General features: G+C 73.4%; 17 protein-coding genes. 4 read left to right on the forward strand and 13 right to left on the reverse strand.

The genetic code is table 11. The features are described from left to right. Positions 1-18: 18 nt before the first annotated feature. Both ACZ9QC_RS29300 and ACZ9QC_RS29305 read right to left on the reverse strand, forming a co-directional pair. Entirely contained in the window at positions 19-1,536 is a 1,518-nt protein-coding gene (locus ACZ9QC_RS29300; protein WP_472915849.1) for an acyl-CoA synthetase, read from the reverse strand. A gap of 119 nt (positions 1,537-1,655) precedes the next feature. Next, entirely contained in the window at positions 1,656-3,110 is a 1,455-nt protein-coding gene (locus ACZ9QC_RS29305) for an SLC13 family permease (RefSeq protein WP_472915850.1), read from the reverse strand. A 274-nt stretch (positions 3,111-3,384) separates the two neighbouring features. Here ACZ9QC_RS29305 and ACZ9QC_RS29310 point away from each other — a divergent pair, with 274 nt between their 5' ends. Continuing rightward, a complete protein-coding gene (locus tag ACZ9QC_RS29310; RefSeq protein WP_472915851.1) occupies positions 3,385-4,095 on the forward strand; it encodes a FadR/GntR family transcriptional regulator in 711 nt (236 codons plus the stop codon). A gap of 36 nt (positions 4,096-4,131) precedes the next feature. Here ACZ9QC_RS29310 and ACZ9QC_RS29315 read toward each other — a convergent pair whose 3' ends face one another. Next, positions 4,132-5,202, reverse strand: a complete 1,071-nt coding sequence (locus ACZ9QC_RS29315; protein WP_472915852.1) for a MerR family transcriptional regulator — start codon at positions 5,200-5,202, stop codon at positions 4,132-4,134. Between the two features lie 345 nt (positions 5,203-5,547). Here ACZ9QC_RS29315 and ACZ9QC_RS29320 point away from each other — a divergent pair, with 345 nt between their 5' ends. From ACZ9QC_RS29320 to ACZ9QC_RS29330, 3 genes are all read left to right on the forward strand, one after another. Further along, entirely contained in the window at positions 5,548-6,387 is an 840-nt protein-coding gene (locus tag ACZ9QC_RS29320) for a DUF3152 domain-containing protein (protein ID WP_472915853.1), read from the forward strand. A gap of 315 nt (positions 6,388-6,702) precedes the next feature. Continuing rightward, a complete protein-coding gene (locus ACZ9QC_RS29325) occupies positions 6,703-7,590 on the forward strand; it encodes an ATP-grasp domain-containing protein (RefSeq protein ID WP_472915854.1) in 888 nt (295 codons plus the stop codon). Between the two features lie 130 nt (positions 7,591-7,720). After that, positions 7,721-10,297, forward strand: coding sequence for a LuxR C-terminal-related transcriptional regulator (locus tag ACZ9QC_RS29330; RefSeq protein WP_472915855.1), 2,577 nt, complete (start codon positions 7,721-7,723; stop codon positions 10,295-10,297). Here ACZ9QC_RS29330 and ACZ9QC_RS29335 read toward each other — a convergent pair. From ACZ9QC_RS29335 to ACZ9QC_RS29380, 10 genes are all read right to left on the reverse strand, one after another. After that, positions 10,275-10,742, reverse strand: a complete 468-nt coding sequence (locus tag ACZ9QC_RS29335) for an ATP-binding protein (protein WP_472915856.1) — start codon at positions 10,740-10,742, stop codon at positions 10,275-10,277. The two genes, ACZ9QC_RS29330 and ACZ9QC_RS29335, sit on opposite strands and share 23 nt — an antisense overlap. Further along, on the reverse strand, positions 10,739-11,659 hold the full coding sequence (locus tag ACZ9QC_RS29340) for an MEDS domain-containing protein (protein ID WP_472915857.1): 921 nt from the start codon (positions 11,657-11,659) through the stop codon (positions 10,739-10,741). The genes ACZ9QC_RS29335 and ACZ9QC_RS29340 overlap by 4 nt, the downstream gene beginning before the upstream one ends. 171 nt (positions 11,660-11,830) lie before the next feature. Next, entirely contained in the window at positions 11,831-12,427 is a 597-nt protein-coding gene (locus tag ACZ9QC_RS29345; RefSeq protein ID WP_472915858.1) for a hypothetical protein, read from the reverse strand. Next, a complete protein-coding gene (locus ACZ9QC_RS29350; protein WP_472915859.1) occupies positions 12,396-13,232 on the reverse strand; it encodes an FkbM family methyltransferase in 837 nt (278 codons plus the stop codon). Before ACZ9QC_RS29350 ends, ACZ9QC_RS29345 begins: the two co-directional genes overlap by 32 nt. Further along, on the reverse strand, positions 13,229-13,495 hold the full coding sequence (locus ACZ9QC_RS29355) for a Trm112 family protein (protein ID WP_472915860.1): 267 nt from the start codon (positions 13,493-13,495) through the stop codon (positions 13,229-13,231). The genes ACZ9QC_RS29350 and ACZ9QC_RS29355 overlap by 4 nt, the downstream gene beginning before the upstream one ends. Beyond that, positions 13,492-14,406 (reverse strand): hypothetical protein, encoded by a 915-nt coding sequence (locus tag ACZ9QC_RS29360; RefSeq protein ID WP_472921844.1) that lies wholly within the window; start codon positions 14,404-14,406, stop codon positions 13,492-13,494. Before ACZ9QC_RS29360 ends, ACZ9QC_RS29355 begins: the two co-directional genes overlap by 4 nt. Before the next feature lie 15 nt (positions 14,407-14,421). Continuing rightward, positions 14,422-15,180 carry a class I SAM-dependent methyltransferase gene (locus ACZ9QC_RS29365; protein ID WP_472915861.1) on the reverse strand — a complete coding sequence of 253 codons (759 nt, stop codon included), beginning with the start codon at positions 15,178-15,180 and terminating at the stop codon, positions 14,422-14,424. After that, positions 15,180-16,844, reverse strand: coding sequence for a condensation protein (locus ACZ9QC_RS29370; RefSeq protein ID WP_472915862.1), 1,665 nt, complete (start codon positions 16,842-16,844; stop codon positions 15,180-15,182). Before ACZ9QC_RS29370 ends, ACZ9QC_RS29365 begins: the two co-directional genes overlap by 1 nt. Beyond that, on the reverse strand, positions 16,841-21,283 hold the full coding sequence (locus tag ACZ9QC_RS29375; RefSeq protein WP_472921845.1) for an alpha-(1->3)-arabinofuranosyltransferase domain-containing protein: 4,443 nt from the start codon (positions 21,281-21,283) through the stop codon (positions 16,841-16,843). The genes ACZ9QC_RS29370 and ACZ9QC_RS29375 overlap by 4 nt, the downstream gene beginning before the upstream one ends. Further along, positions 21,280-21,960: a class I SAM-dependent methyltransferase gene (locus ACZ9QC_RS29380; protein ID WP_472915863.1), complete on the reverse strand. Its 681-nt coding sequence runs from the start codon at positions 21,958-21,960 to the stop codon at positions 21,280-21,282. The genes ACZ9QC_RS29375 and ACZ9QC_RS29380 overlap by 4 nt, the downstream gene beginning before the upstream one ends. Positions 21,961-22,045: the final 85 nt, after the last annotated feature.

The raw sequence follows: 22,045 nt of genomic DNA on the forward strand, positions 1-22,045 counted from the left end.
TGCAGTTCGCTCTGCGGTTCACTCGGCGGTTCGCTCGGCCGTCTTCAGCGCGCGCTTCATGATCTTGCCCATGTCGTTGCGGGGGAGGGAGGCGAGGTAGTGAACGGTGCGGGGGCGCTTGTGGGGGGAGAGGAGGGCGGCTACGTGGGTCGCCAACTCCTCTGCCGGGGGCGGTGATTGGGGGTCCTGCGGGACGATCCAGGCGACCACGCGTTCGCCGAGGTCGGGGTCCGGTGCGCCGGTGACGGCCGCCTCCCGGACGCCCGGGTGTTCCAGGAGGGCGTTCTCGATCTCGCCCGCGCCGATCTTGTAGCCGCCGCTCTTGATGAGGTCGGTGGCCTTCCGGCCGACGATGCGGACGTAGCCGTCGGGGTCGCGGACGGCCATGTCGCCGGTGCGGAACCAGCCGTCGGCGGTGAACGCGGCCGCGGTGGCGTCGGGGCGGTTGAGGTACTCGGTGAAGAGGTTCGGACCGCGCACCTGGATCTCGCCGACCGACTCGCCGTCGTACGCGGTGAGGGGGGTGCCGTCCTCCTCGACCAGCCTCAACTCCACGCCGGGCAGCGGGACTCCGACCGTACCGGCGCGGGGTTCGCCGTCGGCACGGACGCTGGTGTTCATGAGCGTCTCCGTCATGCCGTACCGCTCGATGACCCGGCGGCCGGTCGCCGCCGCGATCCGCTCGTGGTCGTGCACCGGCAGCGCGGCCGAGCCGGAGACGAGGAGGCGGGCGCGGCCGAGCGCCTTCGCCAGGTCCGGATCGGTGGGGAGGGTCTCGGCGATGCGGTGGTACATCGTCGGGACGCCGAACAGCATCGTCGCGCCCGACGACAGCTCCCGGGCGACGGCACCCGTGTCGAACCTGCCGAGGTGGCGGACCGCGCCGCCGCGCCGCAGCGGGCCCAGGATGCCCAGGATCAGGCCGTGCACATGGAAGAGGGGCAGGGCGTGGACCAGTACGTCGTCGGCGGTCCACCGCCAGGCGTCGGCCAGCGCGTCCAGGGTGGTCGCGATGGCGCGGCGGGGGATGACGGCGCCCTTGGGCGGGCCGGTGGTGCCGGAGGTGTAGACGATGAGGGCGGGGGCTTCGGGGGCCGGTTCGTCCGCGAGTGGTGAGTGCGAGGTCGAGGTCGGGGTTGACGCCGGGCTCGACGTCGGGGTTGACGTCGGGTGGTCCGGTACGTCGACGTTCACCCGTTCCAACTCCGCCAACGGGGAGGGGAGTTCGGTTCCGGGTTCGGTGAGGATCAGTGTGGGGGCGCTGTCCTTCAGGATGTGTCCCAGCTCGCTCTGGCCCGACTTCGGGTTGAGCGGTACGACGGGGACGCCGGCCCGTAGCGCGGCCACGACGCCCACCGCCGTCTCCAGCGTCGGTGTCGCCCACACGGCCACGCGGCCCGCGTCGCGGATCCGGGCGGCGAGCGAGTCGGTCACGGCCGAGAGTTCCGCGTACGTCAGCGAGCGCTCACCGAAGCGCAGGGCGGGGTGCTCGGGGGTTCGGGCTTCGCCGGTGAGGGCCGGGAAGAGAGAGGACACGTTCTGCACTCCTTGGTCGTCGCCTTGTTCGTGGGCGGGGTCGTCGTTTCCTCGGTCCTCGCCGTTCGAGGTACCGCACTGCCCTGGGGAGCCCCGATCGGCGGGGCTCCCCGACGGGGTTACCCGAATCCCGGGACCACCAGCACCAGCCACACCACGGCGGGTACCACGGCCACCACGATCCCTCCGTAGATCATCAGCTGTCGGAAGAAACGCTCGCGGTCGACGTCCGGTGCGGCGGCCAGGACCAGGGCGCCGTTGGTGGAGAAGGGGCTGACGTCCACGACCGTCGCGGAGACGGCGAGTGCCGCGACCATGCCGACCGCGCCGATCTCGCCCTGGGCCAGGAACGGTACGGCCAGGGGGATCAAGGCGCCCATGATGCCGACGGAGGAGGCGAAGGCCGAGACGACGGCGCCGATGTAGCAGAGGAGTACGGCGGCGAGGAGGGGGATGCCGATGTCGCCGACGCCCTCGCCGGCCCAGGTGATGGTGCCCATCTCGTCGAGCACGCCAACGTAGGTGAGGACGCCGCAGATGAGGAGGACCGTGGACCAGGCGATCTGGGTCACGGCCTTGCGGCTGTCGTCCGGCCAGAGCGCGCTGAGGAGGGCGGCGAGGGTGACGGCGGTGAGGCCGGCGTCGAGGTCGAAGGCGAGGACCGCGATGACCAGGGCGGCGAGGGAGGTGAGGGTGGCTGTGCGGGCGGGGGTGAGCGTGGGGGTGGTTTCGGTGGGGGCGGTGGCGGTGGCGGTGGCGGTGCCGGTGGTGGTGGTTTTCGGGTGCCCGGGGGTGGGGTCGGCCGGGGGGTGTTGCCGCTGCTCGGCGGTTCGAGGTGCCGCTGCGCCCACCCTCCCCCACTCTCGGCTGCGCTCGAGCGGGGGGACCCCCATCGCCCCAGCGGCACGATTGCCCGCAGCTACGGAGGACGGGGAGGGGGAGGCGGCGGCGGAGCCCCCGGTGTCGGTCGAGGTCAGTTTCAGGCCGCCGAACAGGACGAAGACCACTCCTGCGATCACCAGGTTGGCGATCAGGGACGTCAGGAACAGGGCCAGTTCGTTGCCGGGGAGGTTCTCGCGCTCGACGATGCCGTTGACGATCGTCCCGTAGATGCTGATGGGGGAGAAACCGCCGCCCTGCGCGCCGTGGACCACCATCGCGCCCATCAGCAGGGGGCTGATGCCGTAGCGCGAGGCGAAGCTGAGGGCGATGGGGGCGACGATCGCGACCGCCGCCGGACTCACCGCACCGATCGCCGTGAGCGCGCCCGTGAGGAAGAACATCACCCAGGGGATCAGCACCACCCGTCCCCGCACCAGGCGGATCGAGGCATGCACCAGCCAGTCGGTCGTGCCGTTGGCACGGGCGATCGCGAAGAGATAGGTGACACCGACGAGGACGACGAACAGGTCACCGGGGAAGCCGGCGAAGATGCCGTCCGTGTCGAGGTCGGCGACGAGTTCGCCCACCCCGAAGGCTGCGGCGAACGCGAGCGCGCCCATGTTCACGGAACGGGTCGTGGCGATGACGAACACCACGGCGAGGACGAGGATCGAGATCAGTTCGGGGGACATACGGGCTCCCGTCGTTGGGTCCCGGAACGGCAGGGGGAGGCGGGCTGGGCGAGTGGTGGAGTGGCCGAGTGGCTGAGCCACTTACGGGTCGTCAGCGTGGGGGCGTACGGCGGTGGCGTCAAGAGGGTGCGAGCGAAATTGGTTCAGCCACTCGGCCACCGGTCCACTGGCACCCCCGGTGTTACGCTCCGGACGTCGACGTCACATCGACATCACGACAAGTCACGTCGACGTCGGACGAGACGACGAGCCGCGAGCAGCACGAGGGGGAATCGTGAGCGACGCCCTGCGCCCCATGGCCAAGCAGCGGCTCTACGAGCAGGTCCTCGACCGGCTGCGTCAGTACGTCGTCGAGGGCGGGCTGAGGGCCGGTGACCGGCTGCCGCCCGAGCGGGACCTGGCCCAGCGGCTCGGGGTGAGCCGGGCCTCGGTCAAGCAGGCCATCGTGGTGCTGGAGGTCCAGGGTCTGGTGGAGGCCCGGCACGGCGGCGGCACGTATCTCGTCCGGGACAGCCTGGACGTCGAGCCGGTCGAGCGGATGGTCGAACGGCGTCGGCGGCTGCCCGATGTGCTGGAGGCCCGCGAGGCACTGGAGACGAAGCTCGCCGAACTGGCCGCCGAGCGCCGCACGGAGGACGACCTGACCGCCATGCGGGACGCGCTCACGCACATGGCCGGGGAGATCGGGCGGGACGGGCACGGCGTCGAGGGCGACCGGCTCTTCCACGCGGCGGTCACGGCGGCCGCGCACAGCAGTCTGCTCGCCGAGTTCATGCGTTCCATCGCCGACCAGATCGCCGAGAGCCGCACCGAGTCGCTGCGCCAGCCCGGCCGCCCCGACCGTTCCCTCGCCCAGCACCAGGCGATCCTCGACGCCATCGCCGCCCGGCAGCCCCAGCAGGCGGCCGCCGCGATGCGCCGCCATGTCCGCACGGTCGCGAAGGTCCGCCTGCTGGACTGGGACCCGGGCGAATCGCCCTCCTGAGGCATGCCGGGTCGCCATCTTCGCCCTCCCGGGCCTCTACCGCTCCCTGCTCTGTCGACCCACCACGTCCGCCACCACGCAGCTCACGTTGTCGGGGCCGCCCGCCCCGTTCGCCTCGGTGACGAGGGCGCGCACGGCGGTGTCGGGGTCGGCGGCCGAGGACAGGGTGCGCCGGATGACCGGGTCGGGGACGACCGAGGAGAGGCCGTCGGAGCAGAGGAGGTAGCGGTCGCCGGGGTGGGCGTCGTGGAGGCGCAGGTCGGGTGTCGCGGTGGCCTCGCCGTTGGTCAACGCCTTGAGGAGCAGGGCGGGTTGGGGGTGTGCGGTGGCCTCCTCCGGGGTGAGCCGGCCCTCGTCGATCATCGACTGGACGACCGTGTGGTCATGGGTGATCCGGAACAGTTCGCCGTCGCGCAGCAGATACGCGCGTGAGTCGCCGATGTGGACGAGGGCGAGCTGCGAGCCGGTCCAGAGCATCGCCGTCAGGGTCGTGCCGTCGTCCCCGGTCCCCGCGACGTCCCGTACGGCGTCGCTCGCGTCCTGAACCGCGTCCTCCAGCAGGTTCAGCACACTGCCCGCCGGGAGGGTCTCGCGGTCCAGGGTCTTCAGTGCCTCCACGGCGGCCGTGCTCGCGGGGGCCCCGGCGGGGCCGAAGCCGTCGGCCACGGCGAGGACACGGGTGCCGGCGTACGCGGTGTCCTGGTTGGCGGCGCGGACGAGGCCGGTGTCGGAAAGGGCGGCGTAACGGAGTTCGAGCATCGCGGTGTCCTCCTCGGACGTGTGGGTGAGGTGGTCCACGAGGAACGCCGCCAGGTCGCGTCGGGTCGCCGTCTCGGCCTCGACGCCGGCCCAGTACGCCCGGATCTCCCGGGCCGCGGGGCCCGGCTCCAGCGCGCACACCGTACGGATGCGGGCCAGCGGCATCCCGAGCCGGCGGAGCCAGGCCACCAGCCGGGCCTGCTCCAACTGCTCGGCGGCGTAGTAGCGGTAGCCGGTGTCGGGGTCGACCCGGGCGGGCCGCAGCAGCTCCAGCTCGTCGTAGAGCCGCAGTGCCTTCGGCGACAGCCGGCACGCCTTGGCGAAGGCCCCGATCGTCAGCATCCGCATGCTTCCCCCTGGCTTCCTGTCGGTCCCTTGGGTTCCTCGGGTCCTGTCGGTCCTGTCGGTCCTGTCGGTCCTGTCGGTCCCGGCGTTCCTCGTTCCGCGATCGATGTTGGGGCTTCACCGAAGGTGAAGGTCAAGCGGTGGTACGGAGTCGAGTCGACCATCCGTTATCTTTTCGTGACCGAGTCGGCCACATCCGATCACATACTGATCACACTCTGAAGGAACATGAGCGCGCACAAGGCACCACGTTCTCGCGGCCGCAGCCACAGTCGAACCCGTAGCCGCCGGCGGCGGAAGGCTCCCACGTCGCGAGCGAGGGCGCCTCTGTGGGGCGGTCTCGGGGCGGTGGCGGTCGTCGGTGTCGCCGGGTTCGCCGCGGTGGGGTGGATGAACGGCGGGACGGGCGAGTCGGCGGGCGAGCGCGGCAGCAGCGCGTCCGCCGAGTCCTCGGCCGAGCGGTCCCGGCGCCCGTCCGGGCCGAGCGCCCAGGCGGGCGGACCTCCTTCCGGAAGCCCCTCCTCGCCCAGCTCCTCTCCCAGCTCGTCCCCGAGTTCCTCGTCGAGTTCCTCACCGAGCGCGTCCGGGTCGCCCTCGCCCAGCGGCTCGGGGACGATCACCATCCCCAGGACCGGGCCCGGCACGTTCACCACGGCGTCCGGAAGCAGCGACAAGGTCGGGAAGGGGACGCCGCTGCGCTACCGGGTCGACATCGAGAAAGGGTTGTCGCTGTCGGCCGCAGCCGTCGCCGAGGAGGTGGAGGCCGTCCTCGCCGACCCACGCGGCTGGACCGCCGACGGAGAATCGGCCTTCAAGCGGGTCTCCGACGGTCCCGCCGACTTCGTCGTCAAGGTCGCGACCCCGGGCACCGTCGACGACGTCTGCGGTCGGGCCGGGCTGAACACCCGGGGCGAGTACAACTGCCGGGCCGGTGACGACGTCATGGTCAACCTGGAGCGCTGGGAGCTGGCGACCCCCGTCTACGCCGAGGACGTCAAGGCCTACCGCGCCCTGATCATCAACCACGAGGTCGGCCACTTCCTCGACCACGGCCACGTCACGTGCCCCGGCAAGGGCAAGCCCGCTCCGGCGATGATGCAGCAGATCAAGGGCATGAAGGGCTGCGTCCCCAACGTCTGGCCGTACGACCGCGACGGCCGCCTCATCACGGGACCGGCGGTGCCGTGACCCGCCCCGCGGCACGGTGAGCCGACGTAGGGCCCGCCCCGCGACACGGTGAGCCGACGCACGGCGGCCCGCCCCACGGCCCCGTACGCCCCCCGGCCGCAGGACCCGCCGGTCGTGTCCCGGGGTCCCGCGGAAACCCGCTCCCTTCACGGTGCCCGAGGTTGTTAGCCTCGGCGGACATCCGTCTTCCGGGCCCCTCGTCGGGCGCAGCCTCCCGGCAGGTGCTCCGCCGTCGCCGGTGCTCCGCCGTCACCGGAGTGCCCTTCGCGCCACGGTCCCCGGAAGGCGCCGTAGACGTACGAGATCGGAGTTCCCGTGGCCCGCACAGCCGCTCCCCGTATCGCCCTCGCCACCTACGATCCCGGGCCCGGGATCAACCACGACCGGGATCTGCCGGTGCTGGTGGAGGCGCTGCGGGCGGCCGGGGCCGACGCGGTGGCCGTGCACTGGGACGATCCGGCGGTCGACTGGGCCGCACACGACCTGGTCGTCATCCGGTCCACCTGGGACTACAGCTGGCGCGCGGCCGAGTTCGTGGCCTGGGCGGAGAAGACCGGCGCGGCCACCCGGCTCGCCAACCCGGCCGAGGTCGTGCGCTGGAACACCGACAAGCGGTACATCGGCGATCTCGCGCGGGCCGGTGTGCCCGTCGTGCCGACGGACTATCTCGCACCCGGCGACCCCCTGCGGCTGCCCGAGGCGCACCCGTACGTCGTGAAGCCCACCTCCGGCGCCGGCGCCCGGTACGCCGCCCGCTACACCCCCGACCAGTGGGAGACCGCGTCGGCACATGTCGAGCGGATGCACGGCGAGGGGCTCACCGCGATGGTGCAGCCGTTCGTGACCAGCATCGACACCGAGGGCGAGCGGGCCCTGCAGTTCTTCGGCGGCCGACTCCTGCACGCCAGCCGCAAGGGTGCGGTCCTCGTGCCCGACACGGCGTACGACGCGGAGAAGACCGCCCACCCCGACCTGGTGCCCTGGGCCCCGACCGAGGCCGAACTCGCCGTCGCCGAGCGGGCGTTGGCCGCCGTACCGGACCGGCCCGAGCTGCTGTACGCGCGCGTCGACCTGGTCACCGGGGCCGACGGGCAGCCGTGCGTGATGGAGTTGGAGCTCGTCGAGCCCAACCTCTTCCTGTGGCTGCACCCGGACTCGCTGCCCCGGGCCGTGGACGCGGTCCTGGCCGCCGCCACCGCCTGACCCGCGGCCCGCCCACCCGCGAGCCCCCTCACCCGAAGAGGCGGCAAATCCACGAAGCGGGCGTCCCGCCCGTGCCCGCTGCCTACCCTTCGGGGTTACAACAGCGCGTACGGGAACCACAACTGAGGGCGTGACCAGCATCGTGGGCGGATCGGAGTCGCGGCGCCCTTCCGGTTTCCCGGCGGAGCTGACGAGCTTCGTGGGGCGACGGGACGAGGCGGCCGATGTCAGGCGGCTGTTGTCGGCGGGCAGACTGCTGACGCTGACGGGACCCGGCGGGGTGGGCAAGACCCGGCTCGCCGGGCATGTGGCGGGACAGGTCGCACGCGCCTTCCCGGACGGTGTGTGGCTCGTGCCGCTGGCCGCGCTCAGCGACGAGGCGTTCGTCCCGCACGCCGTCAACGACGCGCTCGGCGTCCGCAACGAGACCGTGCGGCCCCCGCTGGAGATCCTCGTCGACCATCTGCGCGAGCGACGGTTATTGATCGTCCTCGACAACTGCGAACATCTGCTGCGCAGTTGCGCGGTCCTCGCGGGGACGGTGCTGGCGGGCACCGAGGGCGTACGGATCCTCGCCACCAGCAGGCACCGGCTCGGGCTGGCCGGGGAGCAGCTGTTCGAGGTGCCGCCGCTGCCCGCGCCCGCGCCGGAGGAGCTGAGCCCGTCCACGGGTTCGGCGGCGAGTTCGTCGGCGGCGGAGTCCTTCCCCGCGCTGCGGCTGTTCGCCGACCGGGCGGCGGCCGTGGTCCCCGGCTTCACCGTCGGCGAGGCGAACCAGCAGGCCGTGGCCCGGCTCTGCCGCCGCCTCGACGGGCTGCCGCTCGCCATCGAACTGGCGGCGGTCCGGGTGCGCGCCCTCGGCGTGGACCAGCTCGTCGAACGCCTCGACGACCGCTACCAGCTCCTGACCTGCGGCAGCCCGACCTCCGCGCCCCGCCACCGCACCCTGCGCTCCGCCGTCGACTGGAGCCACGAACTGTGCACCCCGCGGGAGCAGTTGGTGTGGGCGTGGCTGTCGGTGTTCGTCGGCGGCTTCGACCTGGCCGCCGCCGAGGCCGTCTGCGCCGGGAAGGACGTCGGGACCGGGAAGGACGGCAGGAGCGGGGAGAGGATCGCCCCGTGCGCGGTGCTGGACGCCGTCGCCGGACTCGTCGACAAGTCCGTCCTCGTCCGGGAGGAGCACGCCGGTCAGGTCCGCTACCGGCTGCTGGTGTCGCTGCGCGACTACGGGCTGGAGAAACTGCACGGCCTGGGCGAGGTGACCGAGACCCGGCGACGGCACCGGGACCATTTCGCGCGCCTCGGAGCCGAGTACGAGCAGGCGTGGTTCGGCCCCGACCAGACGGAGATCACCGAACGCATCCGGATCGACCAGGACAACTTCCGGGCCGCCCTGGACTTCTGCCTCACCACCCCCGGCGAGGCGCAAGCCGGGCTGCGGCTCGCCGCCCGGCTGTGGTTCCACTGGGTCGCGGGCGGCATCTGGGGCGAGGGACGGCACTGGATGGACGGGGCCCTGCGCGCCGGTGCCCGGCCCGATGTGGCCCTGACCCGCGCCATGTGGGCGGGCGCCCTGACGTCCCTGGTGCACAGCCGCTCCGCCGCCGTCCTGGCCGGCCTCGACCCGGTGCGGGCCGCGGCCGACGCCGACGCGGAACTTCCGGTGCCGGCGCCCCCGCCCGTGCCGGCCGGTGCCCTCGCCCCGGGCCGGGCCCGCGCCTGCACCGCCTTCGTCGTCCTCACCCGCGTCGAACTGGCCTGCACCCTCGTCAGCAGGGGACGTGCCGACGAGGCGATCCCGCTGTGCGCCGAGGCCGTCGCCCTCTGCGAGGCCCACGGGGAACAGTGGGCCCGCTCCTGGGCGCTGCGCACCCTCGCCCTCGCGCACTGGTCGGCCGGGCAGTACGACCGGGCCGCCGAACACGCCCGTGCCTGTCTGCGGCTGCCGTACACCGTGAGCCAGCACCAGAGCCTCGCCCGCACCCTCGATCTGCTCGCCGCCGCCGAGGCGCTGGCGGGTGACGCCGAGCGGGCCGGTGTGCTGCGCGGTGCCGTCGACCGGATCTGGCACGACATCGGCGGCAACCCCGTGGAGGCCCTCCAGCCCGGCCGCGCCCGCGCCGCCGAACACCACGCCCGCCGCGCCCTCGGCGACCACGCCTACGCCCTGGCCCACCGCCGGGGCGGCCGTCTCACACCCGAGCAGGCGGTGGCCTACGCCCTGGGCGAGCCGGGGGAGAGCCCGGCCGCCGCGCGGACGGGCGGGCGGCGGGACGGCGTGGGTCCGGCCTCCCGCACGGGCGGACGGCGTGACGGCGCGGCCTTCGGGCCGAGCGCGGACGACGGGCGGGACGGCTCGGGCCCCGGTCCGCGTACGGGGGAGGCGTCCGCCGTACGCCGGAACGCGCGGGGGGGCTCCTCCTCGGGCCCCCGGGAGGGCGCCCTCCCGGCCGGGGGGCCGGCCCGTGCCCTGGCGTCGACGAAGGCATCGGCTCCCGCCCCCGTCGCCGACCCGGTCCCGCTGACCCGCCGTGAACTGCAGGTCGCGGCCCTCGTCGCCCAGGGCCGCACCAACAAGCAGATCGCCGACCACCTCGTCATCGCCCGCCGCACCGCCGAGGGCCATGTCGAACGCATCCTGGTGAAGCTGGGGTTCCACAACCGCAGTCAGGTGGCGGCCTGGTTCAGCGCGCGGGCGGGGCTGTAGCGGGCGGCGTACGCACCGGGTCGGGCGACGGAGCGGACAGCGGGCCGGGCGGCGGATCCGACAGCGGGCCGGGGAGCGGGGCGGACAGGGTGACCGTGGTGCCGCGGGGCGTGTCGCGGACGTCGATCCGGGCGGGAGCGCCGATACCGGCGATCAGCGCCTCCGCGAGGCCCGCGCCGTGCCCCGCGGGCCGTACCGGCGGGGGGACGGCAACGCCGTACACCACCTCGCAGAGCAACGCGCCATCGTCTGCGCGGAGTTCGACGACTCCCGGGTCGGCGCCCCGGGCGGCGGCGTCCGTGGCGATCTCCATGGCGGCCTGCCCGAAGGCACCTCTGAGGGAGGTCGGGAGACGGGCGCGCAGGGACGCCTCCTCCACCAGGGCGCGCACCAGCGGGAGTTCGGGACCACGGAACTCCATCCGCAGCCGCAGCCCCTCGCTCACCCGGCGTCCCCCTCGTCCCCTTCGCCCTCCACGCGGACCAGCAGCTGGGGCACCTCGTCGGCACCCAGTTGCTCCAGCACCAGCCCCAGCAGTTCCCCGCAGCGCACGGTGACCTCGCTGCCGGCCGGGAGCGAGGCGGCGAGGCTGATCAGCTGCCAGGCGCAGTGGGCCTCCATGAAACACAGGTCGCGAAGGTCGAGGACGAAGTGGCTGGGCCCCGAGTCGTCACGGTGTTCCAGCGCCTCGCGCAGCGCCTCGACGAACTCGCTGCGGGTGCTCAGCTCGGCGGTGCCGGCCATCCGGCCGCCGTCCGGTGTGCCGGTGACGTCCAGGGAGTCCAGGCGTTCCATGACCCGCAGCGGATGGACCTTGCCGACGCGGGAGGTGAGTTCGTCGTCGAAGCGCTGGCGGTCGTACCAGCAGATCGCTGTGAACAGCGGGTCCGCGAAGAGCGGCGCCACCGAGGCCTCGTAGTCGAGCAGCCGGTCGTGACCGAGGTTGACCCGCGGCGCCCAGCTCATGTCGGCGGTGACCCGCAGCCCCGCCCAGCCCTCGTCGCAGGCGCGGTCGACCTCGGCGGCGTAGGTGTCGATCGTGCGCCGCTCCTGGAAACGGCCGTCGGGCACATAGATCTCCGTGTTGCGCCGGAGCGACAGCTGGCCGCCGTCCCGCGCCGCCACCACCTGCCCGCTGCCCCGGTCCAGCAGCGCGACCACCTCGTCGTCGCTCAGATCGTCCGGGTCCATGACCAGCAGCACCTTCTCGCCGCGCGCCAGACTCGTCCGGGTGTACGCGGTGAAGACCTTCCACGGCGACTCGTCGGCCTCCTCCAGGTCCCTCGGCCCCATGCACGCGTGATCGCCCAGCCGCAGCCGCTCGACGGGCACGGTTCGCTCCGCGGGGTGCTGGGTCGTCATGGGGGCGCCTTCCCGTGAGGATCAGGACTCTGCACGGACAGTAGGCCCACCGGTGCCCGAGACGGCCGGATGATCGCCAATCTTCTGCTTGGGGGGATTTCGGGGCGGGTCGGAGAGAAGTCTGATCGAGAGTGGGTGCCGACCGACCGGGGGTGACCGGGTGCTTTCTGCTTAGGCCACCCTCTGCAACAACCCCCACGTGAACTCCGCGACACACTCCCGCCGCACCCCGTCCCTGTCCGGCGCGACGAACCGCAACCCCCACCGCGTGGGCGCCGTCCCCTCCAACGGCCGGGCCGGCGCGAACGCCCGCGCCACCTCGTCCACCGTGCAGGACCACGGCACCAGATCCTCCAGAGCGCGCAGTTCGGGCCCGGCCGCCCCGGGCGCGCGCACCAGCCACTCGTTCCACACCGCCCCGTTCGGCGCCAGCAGCACCTCGAACCGGAGGTCGTCCCACAGCGGCACCCGCCACAGCCACGCCTCGCACTCCAGGTCCCCGATACGGCGCCCGGTCACGGACTCGGGCGCGCCCAGGACCGACCGGTACCGCGACGCCGACCCCCGGGCCCGGGGCGAGCGCACCATGGCCTGCCACCTCCGGTTCGCCTCACGCATCTCGCTGATCGAGACGCCCAGTTGGCGCCGGGCGTCCTCGACGAGCCCGGGGTTGTGGTCGGCCATCCGGCGCAGCAGCACGAGCTGGAAGTCGAGCGGGGTGAACGGACCGGAGGGCCTATCCGGCCCGGGGCGTTTCGCGGAGGACATGCCCTCCATGGTCGCGTACGGCGCCGGACGCGGCGGGCGGCTCACCCGGGCAGCGCCCGTCCGGCAGAAACAGCACCGAGTTGACGTACCGCCCGGCGAACGGCAGGACCCGCCGGAGCAGCCCCATGGACGCCCTGTGCGACGTACGCGCCTGGTGGGCCTCCAGGGTGGCCGGGTCCAGCCGGCGCCACGTCTTCGCGGGCAGGACCCAGCCCGCGTAGCCGAGGCCCGCGAGCAGGTCGACGACGGGGGCGATCGGCTGGATACGGCACTCCAGCTCGACGAAGAGCGCCGGGCGGTCGCGGACGAGGAGGCCGGACGCGCCGCGCAGGACGGCCAGTTCGTTGCCGTCGACGTCGATCTTGACGAAGCCGACGTCGGTCAGACCGAGACCGTCGAGGGTCACACAGCGGACGTCCAGCGCACGGCCGTGGATGTCCCGGCGGACCAGCGACGACACCCCGCGCCCCCCGTCGTCGCCCGGCGGCAGCCAGAGCCGGGCCGTGCCCGGCCGGTCCGAGGCGGCGGCCTGGACGACCCGGACGTTGGCGGGGGCCGACGAGACGAGCAGCCGGGCCAGCCGAGGCACCGGCTCGACGGTCACCACCCGCCCGGCGCGTGCCGCCAGCCGGCGCGTCCAGGGGCCGTACCAGCCGCCCACGTCCACGGCCGTGCCGCACCCCGGCGGGCACAGCTCGGCGAGCCGGGCCAGCTCCGGTTCGAAGCGCGGGTAGACGAGCCGTGCGGTCGCGGCGACCAGCGGGTCCGGGAGGAGCGGCGCGAGCCGGGCGGCGAGTGTGGTCATGAGTCCAACTTTCGGATCAATGCCTCGTGTTCGTCCTCCGTCACCTGCTCGCCCGACGACGGCAGCAGCTGCGGAATGCCGTCGACGATCGGGTAACGGCGGTGCAGCCGGGGGTTGTAGAGCGACTCCGGCGCCCGGGAGGCGTCGGAGGCGGCTTCGGCACCGGAGCCGCCGGGGCGCTCCTCCTCGTGGACCACCAGATGCAGCGGCCCCTTGTCCAGCGGGCACGCCAGGATCTGGAGCAACGGGTCGTCGGGGTTCAAGGCGGGGTCAACTCCTTGGCGGGTGCGGGGGATGGGGATGTCGGCGGGGGACTGTCGTGCTTGGGCATGCTCAGCAGCACACCGACCGCCAGTACCGTGCCCGAGAGCCGCAGCGTCAGCCGCAGTGGATCGTCGGGCAGCGACTCGCCGAACGACAGCGTGCCGAGCACGGCCGTGAACAGACAGGTCACCGTCGTGCAGACCGGCACGATCAGCGAGGCCCGGCAGCGCTGGAGCGCGGCCTGCGACAGCACCAGACCGAACGCGCCGGTGAACAGCAGGAGGTACGGGTACGGGGAGCGCAGCAGGCCGACGACCGCCTCGCCGAGAGCACTGGTCGTCAGATAGCTCGACACACCCTTGATCGCGAGCGAGCTGACGCCGTACAGCAGGCCCACGGCCACGCCGTACTCGACGCCCGTGGTCGGCAGCCGGTGCCGGTGCCGGGCGCGCCGCTCGGCGGACCGGTACAGCCCGACCCCCGCCGCCAGCGCGGGCAGACAGATCGTGAGGACCAGTGCGTACGGCGCCTCGCGGCTGACCGTGTCGGTGCCCTCGTCCAGGGACAGCACCACCATCAGCAGGGCGGCGAGGATGGCCCCGAGGGCGTACCGCTCCCGGCCGGTCGTCTCCTCCCCGAGCAGCCGCGCCGACAGCAGGACCAGCAGCACCAGGCCCGAGACGAAGATGGCCTGGGCGGCGGCGATCGGCAGTGTCCGGTAGACGACGAGCTGGGCGGCGAACCCGGCGGCCAGCGACAGGGAGCCCGCGATCCACAGCGGGCTGCCGACGACCAGACGCAACAGTTTGAACGGCTCCCTGACCGTCACCTGGGGCATCGCGGTGAGGGCGCGTTTCTCCAGGACGAATCCCGTGCTGTACAGCGCGTTCGCCAACAGGGCCGCGGCCACTCCCCACCACATCGCCTACGTCCTCCGCGCGTGCAGCAGCAGGATGGACGCCGCCGAGGGGGCCGCGCAGGCCAGCCGGTCCAGTGGACGCAGCGGCCGCGGTACGCCGTGGAAGGGCGCCCCGCGCAGCCGGACGACCTCGAAGCCGGACGCGGCCACGAACTCCCGTAGCGCGCGGGCGGTGTAGAGCCGCAGATGGCCCACGACCTCCGTCCCCGGGCGGCCGTGGATGCCGCGCAGGCTCACCTCGGAGAACACCGGCTGCACGCCCGCTAGGAGCAGGGCGCGGTTGTACCAGGCGGCCAGGTTGGGCGTCGACAGCATCAGATGGCCGCCCGGTCGCAGGACGCGGCGGATCTCGTCGAGGGCCGCGTCCGGGTCGACGAGGTGCTCGATGACCTCGCTGAACAGCACGGCGTCGGCGGACTCCGACCGCAACGGCAGCCCGCCGTCGGCCAGTTCGCCGCGGATCGCGTACGGGACACGGGTACGGGCGCGGCGGAGGGCGTCCTGGGACCAGTCGACGCCGATGATGCGGTGACCCGGGAGCAGGGGCGCGGCGGTGGCCGCGGCCGTGCCGTCGCCGCAGCCGATGTCGAGGATCGTGCGGGGGCCGGTGCGGGTCGCCGGGCCCAGGGCGGCCGCCAGCATGCGGGCCTGGGCGAGGCTGCGGGGGGTGCCGGAGGCGACCGGGACGGACGGGTCCTCGTAGAAGTCGCGAAGTCCCTTGACCCGAGGCGGTGTTGTCGTGGTGGTGGGTGAGGTGGTCGGCATCACTCGATGTCCTCTTCCGTCGCGTGCAGGTAGTGCTCGAAGAGGTCGCGGAGGTGGGCGCCGTCGCCGTGGCTGAGCAGGGCCCGGGACCAGCGCAGGGCCAGGTGGAGGCGGCCCGCCGTCGACGCGGTCGTGACGGTGAGGCCGCGGGGCATGCGGGCGGGGGCGGAGAACCAGACGGCGTGGGCGCGGCCCGCCTCCTCGCCGAAGTCCAGCGCGTACGGGATACGGCCGATGTTGCTGAGCAGGGTGGTCGACGTCCAGGGCGCGGCCGCCCGGCGCAGGCCCTTGGTGAGGGCGGCGCGCCAGGACACGGGGACCACCGGCGCCGTCAACAGGGAGGCCCCGTGGCCCAGTTGGGGGCGCGGGAGGGACTTCAGGGCGCGGGTGCGGTCCGCCGTGCGGCGCAGGAGGGTGGCGAGCGGGGTGTGGTTCTGGTTCAACTCCGCCGGGGAGAAGGGGACTTCGACCAGGCGGGTGCCGTTGCCGATCGGCATGTGCGTGTCCCTGGGGCGGTCGTCCACCGGCATGGTGATACGGAGGGGGCGCGGGTGGGCGCCGTGCTCCCGGTTCCAGTGGGCGAGCATCAGGGCCGTGGTGACCATGAGCTGGTCGTTCACGGTGTAGGGGGCGGACTTCGGGCGGCGGGGGACGGGCAGCTCGGTGACGAGCAGGCCGTTGCCGGGGGAGGGTTCGGGGGTGCCCTGCGCCACGCGGGCGGGGCGGGACCAGTTGGAGGGGGCGTCCGTCTCGGCCGGGGTCGGTTCGTCCTGGGCCGGCGTGGGGCGGACGGGTGGGGCGGTGGGGGAGTTGTCCTGTCCGCCGTAGAGCTGTGCTGCGGTGGCGAGGATGCGGAGGCAGGCGGGGCCGTCCAGGGCGGTGTGGTTGATGGTGAGGAAGAGGACGGTGCCGGGGGTTTTTGGGCCGGTGGGGGTGGGGGTGGGGTCGGTGCCGGTGGTTTTCGGGTGCCCGGGGGTGGGGTCGGCCGGGGGTTGGGTCCGCTGCTCGGCGGGTCGAGGTGCCGCTGCGCCCACCCTCCCCCACTCTCGGCTGCGCTCGAGCGGGGGGACCCCCATCGCCCCAGCGGCACGATTGCCCGCAGCTAGGGAGGGCGGGGAGGTGGCGGCACGATTGCCCGCAGCTACGGGAGACGGGGAGGGGGTGGCGCGGTTGCCCGCGGCTGGGGAGGGCGGGGAGGTGGTGGCGCGGCTGGCTGTCGGTAGGCCCACCGCGTCCGAGGCCTCGCTGCCTACTGCCGGGCCCGCGCCTTCCACCACCTCCAGGCGGATCGGCGGGGACAGCGTCAGCGGGGGCGCTTCGATCAGTGCCCTCGTCCGCGCGTCCCGCAGCGCGTGCGGCCCGGCCGGCAGGAAGGTCACCACCTCCACCTCCGGCTCCCGCGTCAGCTCCCACTCGTAGCGGCGGCGGTACCAGCGCCCCGGAGCCTCGCGCATGAGGATCCGGGGGTGCTGCTGGAGCGCCGCCGTGAAGGCGGTGCGCAGACGGTCGGGGTCGAGCCGGCCGGGCAGGTGGACCTCGATGTGGACGGTCTCGGGCTCCTCCTCCTGGAGACAGTGGCGGGACACCTCGTCCACCACCGGGAAGGGGATCCGTACGGGCCCCGGTGCGGCCTCGTCCCGCGCGGGCCGGTCCAGCGCCGTCATCCCGGTTCCCCCCTTCCCGTACCGCCCTCGTCCTCCGGCTCAGTCGCTTTGAACTTCGGCTTGGTGAGGGGGATGCGGCGGGTCGGGGTGTCGGGGTCCCCTTGCAGGGCACCGGGACCGCGCGCCGAGATCGTCGGACTCGCGACCGATCCGCCGCCGCCTCCGCTTCCCGCGCCGCCTGCTTCGCCGCCCGGCCCGCCGTTCAGCGTCCTGCCCGCGCGCTGCCGCTGCGGCAGCGGCTCCGTCGGCGCCTCCGCCCCCGGTGGACGCTCGAACTCCCGCGTGGCGCCGGGGCGTTCCGGCGCGGTCGCGACGTCCGCGCCCACACTCACCAGTGCCGCGAACAGGCCGATGAGGGCGAGGAGTTGGGCCACCGGGCCGAACGCGCCCGTGTCGGCCGCGACCGGCTCGCCCGCCCCGAACGCGGCGGTGATCCCTGCACCCGCCAGCGCCAGGAAGGCGATCGGCACGAGCAGGGTGTGCCGCTTCCAGGCAAGGAGGGCCAGCGCCGGCACGAGGAGGGCGAAGAAGCCCGCGATGACGATGCCGACCAGGGTGAGCGCGACCGTGCCGAGCCAGAGGCCGGGGCCCGGCGGCGTCGGCTGCGGTGCGTCGGGGTTGGGCTCCCGCCGGCGCCAGAGGGTCAGCCCGACGAGGGCCGCGAGGCCGACGCCCGCCCCGATCAGCCCCGCCTCGTAGGTCACGGACGGCTCGTACGACAGCTTGACCGTGCCGCCCGCGCCGCCGGGGACGCGCCAGCCCTGCTGCCAGCCGTCGAGCCTGACCGGGGTCAGCTCGCGGCCGTTCAGCGTCGCCTTCCAGCCGTCGTTGAAGTTCTCGTACGTCGTCAGGTAGGAGGCCGCGCCGTCGCCGACGGTGACCGCGCGGCGGTCGCCGAGCCAGTCCCGAATGCCCAACTCGCGCCCGGAGGAGGCGGGTTCGGTGACCGTGCCCCGGGTGAGCGTGACGGTCGTGACGGCCAGCGCGCCCGTGTCCTCGGACTCGAAGGTGTGCCGGTCGGCGGCGTCGAGCTCCAACCCGCCGCCCGCGCGCCCCTCCTGGCAGAGCGTCAGGTCGACCGGCCGGCGCTCCACGAGGTCCCGTACGGTCCCTCGCGCGCTCGTCTCGTACAGGGTCCCGTCGACCTCGACCGTCGGTCCCTCGCCGCACGGCAGCTCGAAGTCCCGGGTCGGGGCGGGCTGCGGTGTGCGGTACTGGTCGAGGGCCGGGACGTACGCCTCGGTGAGTCCGACCGGGAGTTGCAGGTCGTCGTCGGCGACGGGGTTGTGGACGGTCATCGGGGCCGTCTCGGTGACGGTGATGTCGAGCTGGTCGGTGTTGATCGGGTCGAAGCGCACCCAGCCGTTCTCGTCGACCCCGGCGACGACCGCGCCGTCCGGGGAGCTGATCTCGACCTGGGTGGGCCGGGCCGACAGCCCGCCCGCCGGGGCCAGGACGAGCGAGCCGACCGGCCACTTGTCCTTCCAGCTCAGATGGATCGTCGGCTCGTCGCCCGCGATCCACGCCGTGGTCAGGTCGCCGTCGGTGAGGTTGCGGGGCGAGAGTCCGGCCCCGAGCGAGGCGGTGGAGTCGGCGGTCGCCGTCATCCGGGTCTGCTGGTCGGGGGCGACCTCGTACAGCAGCTTGTCCAGCTCGTCGCCCGGCACGGGCACGGCCGTCGCCTTCAGCTCGTACGTCCCCGCCGTGCCGGTGGCGAAGGTGCGGTGCAGGCCGGGCTCGGTGCCCGTGGGGGAGAGGCCGGTCGGGTCGGCGGCCCGCTGGAGCGAGACCACCTCGGCGGAGGCGGCCGTGCCCTCGGCATCCCGGGCGTCGGTCGGAAGCCGCAGCATGCGGGTGACCTTGACACCCGGGATGTCGACCTCGGCGAAGCCCGCGCCGACCAGACCGGTGTGCCGCTCCGCCGAGTCGAGAATCGTGATCTTCAGCCAACGTGTCTCGCCGGGGCGGGCGTTGACGGTCTGCGTGGAGCCGTCCGCCTGGAGGTTCGTGGAGCGTGAGCCCCGCTCGGTCTCCACCTTGATCCGCGTCGGCGCCGACCGCACCCCGTCCTGCGGCAGCGGTGTCACCTCGAACGTCTCCGGGATGTCCTGGCCGCCGTCGAAGTCGATCCGCAGCCACTGTCCGTTCGCCGAACCGGCCGCGCCCTCCGCCCAGGCGGTGTCCCGGTCGCCGTCGAAGGCGTTCACCGGGTCGTACTGCGGCAGGTGGAAGAGCCAGTTGCCGCTGGTCGAGGCGGTCACGGACCTGGCGCCGCGCAGCTCGGCCACCGTCTGATGGTCGAGCCCGGACACCGGCAGAATCTGTTTCGGCGGCTCACCGGCGTCCTGCACACTCCCGCTCGGGTTCCGCTCGTTCGCCGTGTACGTGTACGACGTGTTGGCGTTGACCAGGCCGAACCGGGTGTCCGCCCGGCGCAGCCCGTCCCCGACCACCTGGACGGCCGGGGTGCCGAGACCGGGATGGTTGTCGCCGGTCAGCACGGTGGCCCGGTCGCGCAGCTCCGGGTCGGCGGCCAGCGGCAGCAGCGACTCGGGCCCGCCGGAGACGACGGCCGTGTCCGCGATCGCCTTCAGTCCGGCCTGCCCGGGACGCGGCACGTCCTGGGCGGGCCGGTAGATCTCCACGGCCCGCTGCCGCGCGTACAGGCCCTCGACCTGGAGCGGGGTGCCCTCGGCGATCCGCCCGCCGGTCATGACCGGCCCCAGCCCGGTGACCCGCTCGTACCCCGACTGCTCCAGGGTCCGCTTCACGGTCGTGGTCGGTACGGCACCGATCTGGTCGGGGTCCAGGTCGTTGCGGACGACGACGTAGTACAGGCCCGCCCGGCTCAAGTAGTCCGCGAGGCCGGGCACTTCGGCGCCCGTCAGCAGGGCCTGCTCGACCGCGTCCATCGCGCGCCGGTTGCCGGGGGTGCCGAACGGCACGTAGTCGCGCTGCGCCCAGCGGGACTCGGCGAGCACGTCCAGGGGCTGGTCGACGGTGGTGCCCCAGGTGTGGATGCCGTGCGCGGTGGCCGGCACGACCAGCGCCCGCGAGTCCGGCGAGTACTTCTCCAGCCAATCGGCCGTCGCCTGCCAGTACTTGGGAAGTTCCCGGAACGAACCGGGTTGCAGCACCGACCCGTTGAGGTACGGCCACAGCAGCCCGGGTACGACGAGCACGGCCGCGATCAGCGGTGCGAACCGCCGCCCCCGCACCCGGCGGGCCCCGCGCGCCTGCGCGGCCACCCCCACCAGGTGCGCGAGCCCCAGCACCAGCGCCAGCGCCAGCCCGGTCTGGAACTTGTAGATGTTCCGGAACGGCGCGAGGCCCCCGTTCAGCCAGTCCTGGACGACCCCGTGGAAGGGCGCACCGAAGGCACCGCCGTACCCGGCGAGCGTGACCAGCGCGACGACCAGCACGGTCAGCACCAGCCACCGCCGCTCCGGCATGTCCCGCCGCGCGAGCCCGGCCAGCCCCAGGCCGGCCGCCAGGGCCGACGACAGGATCACCAGCACGGAGGCGGCGACGGACCAGCCGGCCGGCAGCCAGGGCTCACCGAAGTTCAGATACGCCACCCAGTTCCCGGCACCCCGCAGCGCCTCGGTGGCGGACATCGTGGCCGTCGTGGTCTGCGAACTCTCCACGTACGGAAGGAAGTTCTCCCCGTAGAAGCCGAGCAGCAGCAGCGGCACCACCCACCAGGCGGTCGCCAGGACCACCCCCGGCACCCACCAGGCGATGAGTCCGCGCTGTCTGGGCCCCGGTGTCCGGGTGAGCAGATACAGCCCGACGGGCAGCAGCGAGGCCAGGGTCGCCGAGGCGTTGACGCCGCCCATGAAGGGGATGACCAGCGCCGACCGCAGGGCCGCCACCCGTGCGCTGTACCGCTCGTCCGTCAGCGGCAGCAGCACCCACGGCAGGAACGCCCCGGGCAGCGCGGCGGCCGAGGTCGACCCCACGACCGTGGTGAACACCGGCCACAGCGCATAGGCACCGGCGGCCAGCAGGCGGGACGCGGAACTGCCGACGTTCAGCCGCTCGGCCAGCCGCAGCGCACCCCAGAAGGCCACCGACACGATCAGCGACAGCCACAGCCGCTCCGCCAGCCACACCGGCAGCCCGACCAGATCGGTCATGCCGTAGTACGGCAGCATCGGCCACAGATAGCCGACGTACTGGTCCTGGATGCCGCCGAACCCGCCCCGGTCGTGCCAGAGCTGCCCGAGGTCGGAGACGAACTGCCAGGGGTCGGTGGTGACCCCGAGCTTGGTGTCGAAGGTCTGCCGCCCCGGCTGCGCCGCGACCAGCAGCACGAACACCACGGCCCAGAACCCCAGCAGCCAGCGCCGCGACCGAGGGCCCTCAGGAGGGGGTCCCTCGGTCGTGCCCGGCGGCCGTACCGGCGCGGGAGGTGGAGCCTGGACCGTGCTCGTCATGGTGGACACCGCCGGAGGATGAGGAGGAGGTTCCAGGTGGCGAACTCACGCAGGCCCGGCGCCTTCACGACGGTCTCCGCGAGGAACGGCCAGTAGCGGGAGCGCGCCGACACGACCGTCACGTCGTCCCGGCCGCGCACCTGCCGCAGAGTGCGTCCGATGTGCACGGCGAAGAGGTTCTCGCCGAGGGTGTGCTTGGCGTCCTTACCCGTACGGCGCCGATAGCGGGCCCGTGCCCGCTCCGCCCCCAGGTAGTGCCAGGGCGCCCACTCGTGACCGCCCCACGGGGACAGCCAGTTCGTGAACGACACGTAGATCAGCCCGCCGGGCCTGGTGACCCGGACGAGCTCGCTGATGAAGGTCGGCGGATCGGCGACGTGCTCCAGCACGTTGGAGGTGAAGGTGACGTCCGCGACCCCGTCGGCCAGCGGCAGCAGATACCCGTCGGCGACGACGGCCCCGTCGGGCGGCTTCGTCCCCAACTCCCGCAGATCCGGCTCGAAGAGGTACGCCTGCGCGCCGCGCCGCCGGAACTCCTCGGTGAAGTACCCGCTCCCACCGCCGACATCGACGACGGTGAGCCCGTCGACGGCCCTCCCGCCGTACGCCTCCACCTGATCGACGGCATCCCGGGCGAGCAGGGAGTAGCAGTGCTCGGGATCGTCCTGCTCGCGCATGAAGGCCCGAAAGAGGGTGAGGGAGCGGCGTAGCGAGGGGTCCTTGTGACCACCGGTACTCAAGGGGCGCGGGGCTGTGACAGGT

This window comes from Streptomyces sp. HUAS MS02, assembly GCF_055702265.1.

Coding starts and splice junctions, on each gene's coding strand:
- ACZ9QC_RS29340 (WP_472915857.1), bottom strand. CDS start 11,659: ATGACGACCCAGCACCCCGCGGAGCGAACCGTGCCCGTCGAGCGGCTG.
- ACZ9QC_RS29315 (WP_472915852.1), bottom strand. CDS start 5,202: ATGCGGATGCTGACGATCGGGGCCTTCGCCAAGGCGTGCCGGCTGTCG.
- ACZ9QC_RS29345 (WP_472915858.1), bottom strand. CDS start 12,427: ATGTCCTCCGCGAAACGCCCCGGGCCGGATAGGCCCTCCGGTCCGTTC.
- ACZ9QC_RS29350 (WP_472915859.1), bottom strand. CDS start 13,232: ATGACCACACTCGCCGCCCGGCTCGCGCCGCTCCTCCCGGACCCGCTG.
- ACZ9QC_RS29305 (WP_472915850.1), bottom strand. CDS start 3,110: ATGTCCCCCGAACTGATCTCGATCCTCGTCCTCGCCGTGGTGTTCGTC.
- ACZ9QC_RS29370 (WP_472915862.1), bottom strand. CDS start 16,844: ATGACGGCGCTGGACCGGCCCGCGCGGGACGAGGCCGCACCGGGGCCC.
- ACZ9QC_RS29380 (WP_472915863.1), bottom strand. CDS start 21,960: ATGCGCGAGCAGGACGATCCCGAGCACTGCTACTCCCTGCTCGCCCGG.
- ACZ9QC_RS29375 (WP_472921845.1), bottom strand. CDS start 21,283: ATGACGAGCACGGTCCAGGCTCCACCTCCCGCGCCGGTACGGCCGCCG.
- ACZ9QC_RS29365 (WP_472915861.1), bottom strand. CDS start 15,180: ATGCCGACCACCTCACCCACCACCACGACAACACCGCCTCGGGTCAAG.